This is a genomic window from Roseateles sp. GW821-FHT03B02 (genome assembly GCF_059421025.1).
In genome coordinates this window covers 57,041-65,345 of the sequence record NZ_JBWKUV010000001.1, presented here as the reverse complement: position 1 = coordinate 65,345, position 8,305 = coordinate 57,041, and the positions used below count along the sequence as shown (strand labels likewise).

11 protein-coding genes are annotated in these 8,305 nt (G+C 69.0%); 1 reads left to right on the top strand and 10 read right to left on the bottom strand.

Annotation, left to right across the window (positions count from 1 at the left end):
• Window positions 1-355, top strand: a 355-nt coding sequence (locus AC07VX_RS00330) for a histone (protein ID WP_493183849.1), incomplete at its 5' end; no start/stop codon positions are given.
• Window positions 356-516: 161 nt separating this feature from the next.
• On the opposite strand, the gene AC07VX_RS00325 is transcribed toward AC07VX_RS00330, so the two are convergent.
• The 10 genes from AC07VX_RS00325 to AC07VX_RS00280 form a co-directional block, all read right to left on the bottom strand.
• Window positions 517-1,497, bottom strand: a complete 981-nt coding sequence (locus AC07VX_RS00325; protein WP_493163729.1) for a zinc-ribbon and DUF3426 domain-containing protein — start codon at window positions 1,495-1,497, stop codon at window positions 517-519.
• Window positions 1,494-2,390: a 50S ribosomal protein L11 methyltransferase gene (prmA, locus tag AC07VX_RS00320; RefSeq protein WP_493163730.1), complete on the bottom strand. Its 897-nt coding sequence runs from the start codon at window positions 2,388-2,390 to the stop codon at window positions 1,494-1,496. The genes AC07VX_RS00325 and prmA overlap by 4 nt, the downstream gene beginning before the upstream one ends.
• Window positions 2,387-3,736: an acetyl-CoA carboxylase biotin carboxylase subunit gene (gene accC / locus AC07VX_RS00315; protein ID WP_493163731.1), complete on the bottom strand. Its 1,350-nt coding sequence runs from the start codon at window positions 3,734-3,736 to the stop codon at window positions 2,387-2,389. Before accC ends, prmA begins: the two co-directional genes overlap by 4 nt.
• A 9-nt stretch (window positions 3,737-3,745) precedes the next feature.
• Window positions 3,746-4,216 (bottom strand): acetyl-CoA carboxylase biotin carboxyl carrier protein, encoded by a 471-nt coding sequence (accB, locus tag AC07VX_RS00310; protein WP_493163732.1) that lies wholly within the window; start codon window positions 4,214-4,216, stop codon window positions 3,746-3,748.
• A 61-nt stretch (window positions 4,217-4,277) separates the two neighbouring features.
• Complete coding sequence (gene aroQ / locus AC07VX_RS00305; RefSeq protein ID WP_493163733.1) at window positions 4,278-4,724, bottom strand: type II 3-dehydroquinate dehydratase; 447 nt, start codon at window positions 4,722-4,724, stop codon at window positions 4,278-4,280.
• A gap of 106 nt (window positions 4,725-4,830) precedes the next feature.
• Entirely contained in the window at window positions 4,831-5,352 is a 522-nt protein-coding gene (locus AC07VX_RS00300) for a TlpA disulfide reductase family protein (RefSeq protein WP_493163734.1), read from the bottom strand.
• Entirely contained in the window at window positions 5,349-5,933 is a 585-nt protein-coding gene (locus AC07VX_RS00295; RefSeq protein WP_493163735.1) for a hypothetical protein, read from the bottom strand. The genes AC07VX_RS00300 and AC07VX_RS00295 overlap by 4 nt, the downstream gene beginning before the upstream one ends.
• Window positions 5,930-6,643, bottom strand: a complete 714-nt coding sequence (gene mtgA, locus AC07VX_RS00290; RefSeq protein WP_493163854.1) for a monofunctional biosynthetic peptidoglycan transglycosylase — start codon at window positions 6,641-6,643, stop codon at window positions 5,930-5,932. The genes AC07VX_RS00295 and mtgA overlap by 4 nt, the downstream gene beginning before the upstream one ends.
• Window positions 6,643-7,458, bottom strand: coding sequence for a shikimate dehydrogenase (gene aroE, locus AC07VX_RS00285; RefSeq protein ID WP_493163736.1), 816 nt, complete (start codon window positions 7,456-7,458; stop codon window positions 6,643-6,645). Before aroE ends, mtgA begins: the two co-directional genes overlap by 1 nt.
• Window positions 7,451-8,305 carry an energy transducer TonB gene (locus tag AC07VX_RS00280; protein ID WP_493163737.1) on the bottom strand — a complete coding sequence of 285 codons (855 nt, stop codon included), beginning with the start codon at window positions 8,303-8,305 and terminating at the stop codon, window positions 7,451-7,453. The genes aroE and AC07VX_RS00280 overlap by 8 nt, the downstream gene beginning before the upstream one ends.

The window sequence follows — 8,305 nt, the reverse complement described above, 5'->3', positions numbered from 1 at the left end:
GAAGGCCGCTCCGGCCAAGAAGGCCGCTCCGGCCAAGAAGGCCGCTCCGGCGAAGAAGGCCGCTCCGGCCAAGAAGGCAGCCGCTCCCAAGAAGGCTGCTCCGGCGAAGAAGGCCGCTGCCCCCAAGAAGGCTGCCGCTCCCAAGAAGGCCGCTGCCAAGCCCGCTGCGAAGCCTGCTGCCAAGAAGGCCGCGGCTCCGAAGAAGGCTGCTGCCAAGCCTGCCGCTGCCAAGCCTGCCGCTGCTGCCAAGCCCGCTGCTGCTGCCAAGCCCGCTGCTGCTGCCGCTGCGCCGGCTGCCAAGACGGCGCTGAGCCCGCAAGCTGCCTGGCCCTTCCCGACCGGCAACAAGCCCTAAACAGGCGATCTGCTGAATCGTCAGCCGGGTGGCTCGCCACCCGGTTGGCGAGCACCAGCCAGCCCGGCCCGAGTCTCTCGGTCCGGGCTTTTTGTTGGGTGCTTTCCGAAACCCCGACCCGAAGCGCGAGTCATGCGGGCCAGAGCCCACTCGACAGCCTGCTATGGATAGAAGATGTTGACGCTGTAGCCGCTGATGCGCTGGCCGCCCGTGCTGAAGACCAGGCTCAGGGACTGCTCGGAATCGGCATTGACCTGCGTGAGAGCCGGGCTCATGGCCTCGGGGCCGAGCACCCTGCGAGCCAGTGGTGCGCCGCTGGCGTCGGTCAGACTGAGCTCGACAGAAGGTGCTGCGACATCGACACCCGTCTTGTTGCGCAGCGCCAGATTGAGCTTGTAGCCACCGCTGCCGATGGGGTTCAGCGAAGTGGCGTCGATGCTCAGTGCCTCGATGCGCTTCCAGGGTTTGATCTCGCAGCCTGCCGCTTCGCACAGCGTCTGGAGCGAGGCGCGCAGCGGCGGGTGCAGGGCAGCGATGGCATTGCGGAAATGCAGCGCTACCTGCACGGCCAGCAACAGGGCCAGCAGCAGTGACAGGGCCGCCAGAGCCAGCCTGACGCCGGGGCGGCTCCAGCGGGCGCTGCTCTCGGCGCGCCGCATGAACTCGGGCATGGCCATGGGCATCGAGGGCGCGAGCGCCGGCTCGGCGGCCATCACCGGCGCGGGCTCCGGGGCCTCCGGGGGAGGCAGCGGCGCCGCGACGCTGCCGTCGTCCACCCAGCGCGGCTCATGCCTGACGAGGTCCGTCGACGGCCAACCCGTCGGCAACGCGTCGATGCGCGGCTCGGGGTCGGGCGGCGGCATCCAGGGCGGCGGTGCGTCGAAGGCCGGCGTCACCGGGGCAGCGGGCGGCGGGGGTGATGGTGGAGGCGGCGGAGGAGGCAGTGGTTCGGGAGCCGCGGCCGGCGTGAACTGCGCCGGCCAGGGCGGCGGCGTGTCGCGCTCGATGTCGAACAGCAACTCCCGCGCGTCGAAGATCTCGGCACAGCGGCCGCAGCGCACCCAACCGTCGGAAACGCGCAGCTGATCCTCGACGATCCTAAAGATCGTGCCGCAGGCGGTGCAGCGCGTCGCGAGGCTCATGCCGGGCGTTGGGCCGTCATCAGGATCCAGCCGTCCTCTTCGTCACTGACTTCAAGGGCCAGCCAGGGCGCGTAGGCGGCCTTCAGCTCGTCGGCCTGACGGCTCAGGATGCCGGCCAGGATCAGGTTGCCGCCAGCTGCCACGTGGGCGCAGAGCAGCGGCGCGAGCAGCTTCAGCGGCGTGGCCAGGATGTTGGCGATGACCAGCGGGTATTCACCCTGGGCCAGCTCGGGCATACCGGGGTGGAGGCTGACGCCATTGGCGAGCGCGTTGTCGCGCGAGGACGTGATGGCGGCCGGATCGATGTCGACGGCGTCGATGTCTTGCGCACCGTGCAGGGCCGCGCCGATGGCGAGGATGCCCGACCCGCAGCCATAGTCCAGCACGCGCGGCCAGGGCTGGGCATGTGTCGCAATCCAGCGCAGGCACATGCGTGTCGTCGGATGCGTGCCGGTGCCGAAGGCCAGGCCCGGGTCCAGGCGCATGACGCGCCGTGCCTGGGGCGGTGCCTGGTGCCAGCTCGGCACGATCCAGAACTCAGGCGTGATCTCGACCGGTGCGAACTGGCTCTGCGTCAGGCGCACCCAGTCCTGCTCGGGCACGGCCTGGATGGCCTGCACGTGCACGTCGTCGGCCCAGTCCTGGGCCAGGATAAGCGTTGCCGCCTCGGTGGCCTCTGGTTCGTCGGGGAAGAGGGCTTTGACGACCGAACGTTCCCAGCCAGCCTTGGGCGCCGGCATGCCGGGCTCGCCGAACAAGGCCTGCTCGGCGTCGGTGTCCGCGTCGGCGTCTTCGACCGACACCGCGAGGGCGTCGATCTCCATCAGCGCATCGCTGACGATCTCTACGTCTGCTTCGCGGCAGACCAGGGCCAGCTCGAAGAGATTGCTCATCGCTTGTGGGCAGCCATCCAGCCTTCGAGGTAATGGATGCTCGTGCCGCCTTCGATGAACTTGGCATCGGCCATCAGCTCGCGGTGCAGCGGGATGTTGGTCTGGATGCCTTCCACGACGGTTTCGCTCAGCGCGATGCGCATGCGGGCCAGGGCCTGCTCGCGCGTGTCGCCGTGCACGATGATCTTGCCGATCATGGAGTCGTAGTTGGGCGGCACGAAGTAGTTCGTGTAGGCATGCGAGTCCACCCGCACACCGGGGCCGCCAGGCGGGTGCCACATCGTGATGCGGCCGGGCGAAGGCGTGAACTTGACCGGGTCTTCCGCGTTGATGCGGCACTCGATGGAATGGCCCTTGAGCTCGATCTGGCGCTGCGTGAACGGCAGCTTCTCGCCGGCGGCGATCTTGATCTGCTGCTGCACGATGTCGATGCCGGTGACCAGCTCCGTCACCGGGTGTTCGACCTGCACGCGCGTGTTCATCTCGATGAAGTAGAACTCGCCGTTCTCGTACAGGAACTCGAAGGTGCCGGCACCGCGGTAGCCCATCCTCTTGCAGGCCGCGGCGCAGCGGTCGCCCACCTTCTCGATCGTGCGGCGGGGGATGCCGGGGGCAGGCGCCTCCTCGATGATCTTCTGGTGGCGCCGCTGCATGGAGCAGTCGCGCTCGCCCAGCCAGACGGCGTTCTTGAAGGTGTCGGCCAGCACCTGGATCTCCACGTGGCGTGGGTTCTCCAGGAACTTCTCCATGTAGACCTCGGGATTGCCGAAGGCCGCGCCCGCTTCGGCCCGCGTTGTCTGCACGGCGTGCACGAGGGCTGCCTCGGTGTGGACGACGCGCATGCCGCGGCCGCCGCCGCCGCCTGCGGCCTTGATGATGACCGGATAGCCCACCGAGCGGGCGATCTTGATGATCTCCTTCGGGTCCTCAGGCAGTGCGCCTTCGGAGCCGGGCACGCAGGGCACGCCCGCGCGGATCATGGCCTGCTTGGCCGAGACCTTGTCGCCCATCATGCGGATGGACTCGGGCGTCGGGCCGATGAAGGTGAAGCCGCTGCGCTCCACGCGCTCGGCGAAGTCGGCGTTCTCGCTGAGGAAGCCGTAGCCGGGGTGGATGGCTTCGGCGTCGGTCACCTCGGCCGTCGCGATGATGGCCGGCATGCTGAGGTAGCTCTGGGCCGACGGCGCTGGGCCGATGCAGACGGCTTCGTCGGCCAGGCGCACGTATTTGGCGTCGCGATCGGCCTCTGAATACACGACGACGGACTTGATGCCGAGCTCTCGGCAAGCCCGTTGAATCCGGAGAGCGATCTCGCCCCGGTTGGCGATGAGGACCTTCTTGAACATCAGAAGTCCTTACTCAATCACGAACAGCGGTTGTCCGAACTCTACGGCCTGGCCGTTCTCGCACAAGACCTTGGTGATCGTGCCGGACTTGTCGGCCTCGATCTCATTCATGATCTTCATCGCTTCGATGATGCAGATGGCTTCGCCTTCCTTGACCTGCTGGCCTACGTCGGCGAACGGCTTGGCGTTGGGGCTGGAGGCGCGGTAGAAGGTGCCGACCATCGGCGACTTGACGACATGGCCGGTCTCGGCGGGCGCTGCGGCCGGTGCGGCGGCGGGAGCCGCGGCGGCGACCGCAGGAGCGGCGGCCATGACGACGGGGGCCGCGGGTGCCTGGGCATAGACCGGCTGCATGGCCACGGCAGCGGCCGGGTCGGACTTGACGATGCGGACCTTGCCGTCGGCCTCGGTGATTTCCAGTTCGGAGATGTTGGATTCCGAGACCAGGTCGATCAGGGTTTTGAGCTTGCGAAGGTCCATCTTGGCTCCAGGCGATGTTGTTGTTGTGGGGAAAGAGAAAAGACGGCGCGCGACCCTGAGGTCAGGCGCCGGCTTCCAACGATTCGAGGGCGTGGCGCAGCGCGAGGCGGTAGCCGTTCGCGCCGAGGCCGCAGATGACGCCCACCGCCAGCTCGCTCATATAGCTGTGATGGCGGAAGGCTTCGCGGCGGTGGATGTTCGACAGGTGAACTTCGATGAAGGGCAGGGCCACGGCTGCCAGAGCATCGCGGATGGCGACGCTGGTGTGGGTGTAGGCAGCCGGGTTGATGATGATGAAGCGCGTGCCGTCCGTGCGCGCGGCCTGGATGCGGTCGACCAGAGCACCTTCGTGGTTGCTCTGGAAGCTGCTCAGCGTGGCGCCGGCATCCGTGGCGATCGTGCCGAGTTCGGCGTCGATCTGCGCGAGAGTCTGCGCGCCGTAGACCTCGGGCTCGCGGGTACCGAGCAGGTTGAGGTTGGGGCCATGCAGGACGAGAACTTGCATCAAACGCGTGGCGACGCGCGGGCCCGAAGGTCTAGAGAGTCGCCACTAAATTGAGGAAGGGCGAACTTTACGCGTTTTGGCGCCGATTTCCGGCTGGATAGGGAAATTCTCAGGTCGATGCCAGTGCGCGCAGTTCTTCCAGCCTGCTGACGCCCAAACGACGCCAGCTGATCTCGCCGGTCTCGTCGAAGACGACGGAAAACGGCAGGCCGCCGGCCGGATTGCCGAGTTCGCGCACCAAGCCCAGCCCTTCGGGGCCGGCCAGCGCGACGGTGAAGTCCAGCGGCGTCTTCTGCAGGAACGCCTTGACCGGCTCGGCCTGGTCCACGGCCAGGCCCAGTACTTGCCAGCCCTTGCCCTTGGCTTCCCTGTAGAACTGGTTGATCTCCGGCAGTTCCTTCACGCAGGGCGGGCACCAGGTAGCCCAGAAGTTGACGAGCAAAGGCCTGCCGCGCCAGCGGGCGACGTCGAGCTCGGCCCCGTCCGCGCTGGGGAAGCGGCGCGCCCAGAAGGCCTGGGCGACGGCCGAGGCCGCCGGTGGATTCAGCTTGCGCCAAGCGAAGGACGCGCCCAGCGCCGCAGCGCCGAGGCCGGTGCCGGCAAGCATCAGGCGGCGGGAGATGGGGGTCATGTCGCTTCTTCCAGCAGTTTTTCCAGGGCGGGCAGATCGCCGCGCTCCGTCAGGCCGCGGGCGTCGGGCCTGAGGGCGCCGCGCAGGTCGTCGAAATCGAGGATGGTCAGACACAGCGTCACCCGCTCGTCGAGGGCGGCACAGGGCGCGTCGAGGATGAGCATGTCCACCTGCCGCCCGCGGCCGGCCGTCGTTTCTGCAACGTCGAAGCTCAGGCCGCGGTTCAGCAACTCGATCTCCGCGGCCTTGCTGTCGTCGCAATAGAGCTGCAGGTGGACGTTGGACAGACGCGTGGCCGTGCCGCGCCAGACGGCACCGGTCAGGTGGGGGCGGAACTCGGCCAGCCGCGCCATCCATTGCGCGGCCAGCTCGCGCAGCGCGCGCAGCTCGGCCGGCTGGGTGTCGGCGTGGAAGATGGCGATGTACTCGCGCACGGCGTCCTCGACCTCGTCGTTGCCGGGCAGGGCGGCGCGCGGCAGCCCCAGGTCGCGGGCGGCGCGCTGCTTGGCGGGCCCCCAGTCCATGCCGTCGTCGACGATGAGGCGGGCTGCCGCTGCGGCGATCTCTTCGCTGTCGCTCATGGCAATTGCGCGCTGTTCATGCGGCCGGCGATGACGCTGGCGCGGCCCAGCACATAAGGTGACCCGGGCTGGCGCTCGAAACGCTTGGGCGCCGGCAGCATGACGGCCAGGCGGGCGGCCTCGAAAGGTCCGAGGCGTGCCGCGTCGACGCGGAAGTAGTGGCGGGCCGCCGCCTGGGCGCCGAACAGGCCCTCGCCCCACTCGACGCTGTTCAGATAGATCTCCAGGATGCGGCGCTTGTCCAGCAGGCCTTCCAGCATCAGCGTCAGCACGAGCTCCTGGCCCTTGCGCAGCAGCGTGCGCTCTCCGGACAGGAAGAGGTTTTTGGCCAACTGCTGGGTGATGGTGGAGCCGCCGACCACCTTGGCCGTCGGCTTGCCGCGCGCCTCGGCGCGGGCCTGGGCCTTCTCGTTCTTCTTCCAGGCGCCCTTGAGCGAGTCCCAGTCGACGCCGCCATGCTCGGCAAAGGAATCGTCCTCGCTGGCGATGACGGCGCGCTTCAGCGTGGCGGGCAACTGGGCGTCGTCCACCCATTGCTGGGCCCAGGCGACTTGATGCTTCTCGCTCAGCAGGCGGACGGCCTCGCTGCGCTGGAAGCTGGTGGACTGCGGCGCGACGATGCGCATCAGCGCGATACGGCCGGCGAACCAGAGCTGCAGGCACAGCACGGCTAGCACCAGGACCGCGAGCAGCCGGCCGGCGTGGCGCATCACAGCGCGGCCCTCAGCGCCTTCAGCACCGGCGCCGTGTCGGGCCGCACGCCGCGCCAGAAGCAGAAGGCCTCGGCCGCCTGCTCCACCAGCATGCCCAGGCCGTCGCGCGGTTCGGCGCCGTGGGCGGCGGCCCAGTCCAGAAAGCCTTGGGCCTTGGGGCCGTACATCATGTCCAGTGCCAGCGCGTCGGTCTTCAGCACGCGGGCATCCACCGGCGAGGCCGCGCCGGCCAGGCTGGTGCTGGTGGCGTTGACGACGATGTCCTGCGCGGCCGGCGCGTCGGCCAGCGTCGCGGCAGCCAGCGGAACGCCGAGGTGTGCGTGGCCCGCGACCAGGGCCTCGGCCTTGTCGACGCTGCGGTTCACGACGGTGATGCACGCCGGGCGGGCCGCGATCAGGCTGCCCAGCACGCCCGCCGCCGCACCGCCGGCGCCGACCAGCAGCACCTGCAGGCCGGCGAGCGGCCGGCCTGCATTGCGCTGGATGTCGTTGACGAGGCCGGCGCCGTCGGTGTTGTCGCCGGTCCAGCCGCCGTCGTCGAAGCGCAGCGTGTTGACGGCGCCGCCCAGTTCGGCGCGCTCGGTGCGCCGCGCGGCCAGCGCGAAGGCCTCGAACTTAAAGGGCACGGTGACGTTGCAGCCCTTGGCGCCCGCGGCGGCGAAGGCGCGCAGCGTCGGCTCGAAGGCGTCGAGCGGCGCGAGCAGGCGCTCGTAGGCGATGTCCTGCCCGGTCTGCTGGGCGAACATGGCATGGATGGCCGGCGAGCGGCTGTGCTCGACGGGGTTGCCGACGACGGCGTATCTGTCAGTCATGGTTGCCCTGCAAAGTCGTTTCCAGCCCCTCGTCGCGGGTGAAGCGGAAGCGCGACGTGATGACCAGCACCTCGGCGCCGCGCAGCATGGCGGAGCTGAAGTTGCCGAAGGGAGAGGCCGCCTGCACGATGGCGACGGCGCGCTTGTCCAGCGTGGAGTTGCCGCTGGAGGCGACGATCTCGGTCTCGATGACGCGGCCCTTGTGGTCGATGTGGATGTTCATGGTCAGCTCGCCGTAGAGCTTCTTGCCGCGGTACTCCGGGAAGTCGCGCGTGCCGCGTTCCTCGATGCGGCGGCGCAGGCCGTCGTAGTACAGGGCATAGACGACTTCGCGCGTGGCCGGGCTGATGTAGCGCTTGCGCGGCCGGGCGCTTTCCTCGTTGACGCGCTTCTCGATCTCGGCGAGCAAGTCCACGAGCTGGCGGCGCTTCTCGGCTTGGGCGCGCTCCGTCGGGTCGTTCTTCTCACGGCGCGGGTCGGGAGGCGGCAGCAGGGCCAGCTCGCGCCGCACCTGGGTCAGCAACTGTTGCTGCTGCTCCTGCAGCTTGGTGATCTGGGTGTGCTGGGCCTCGGCGGCATCGCCGGTCTCGCTGTGGCGCGCCGGAGGCAGCGGCGACGTGGCGCGGCCGACCTCCATGTTGCCGCCCCCGGCCAGGTTGGCCTGCGCCAGCGCCTGGGCCTTCGTCGGCGCCTCGTTGGAGCGGGTGTTGACGAGGACGACCTCCAGCGGCGTGTCCTGGAAGATGCGGTTGAAGGCCTCGGGCGCGGCGATGCGCAGGCTGAGCAGCACGGCGTGCACGCCGAGCGAGAACGCGAGCGCGATTTGCAGCGTGCTCGGGCGGCGCAT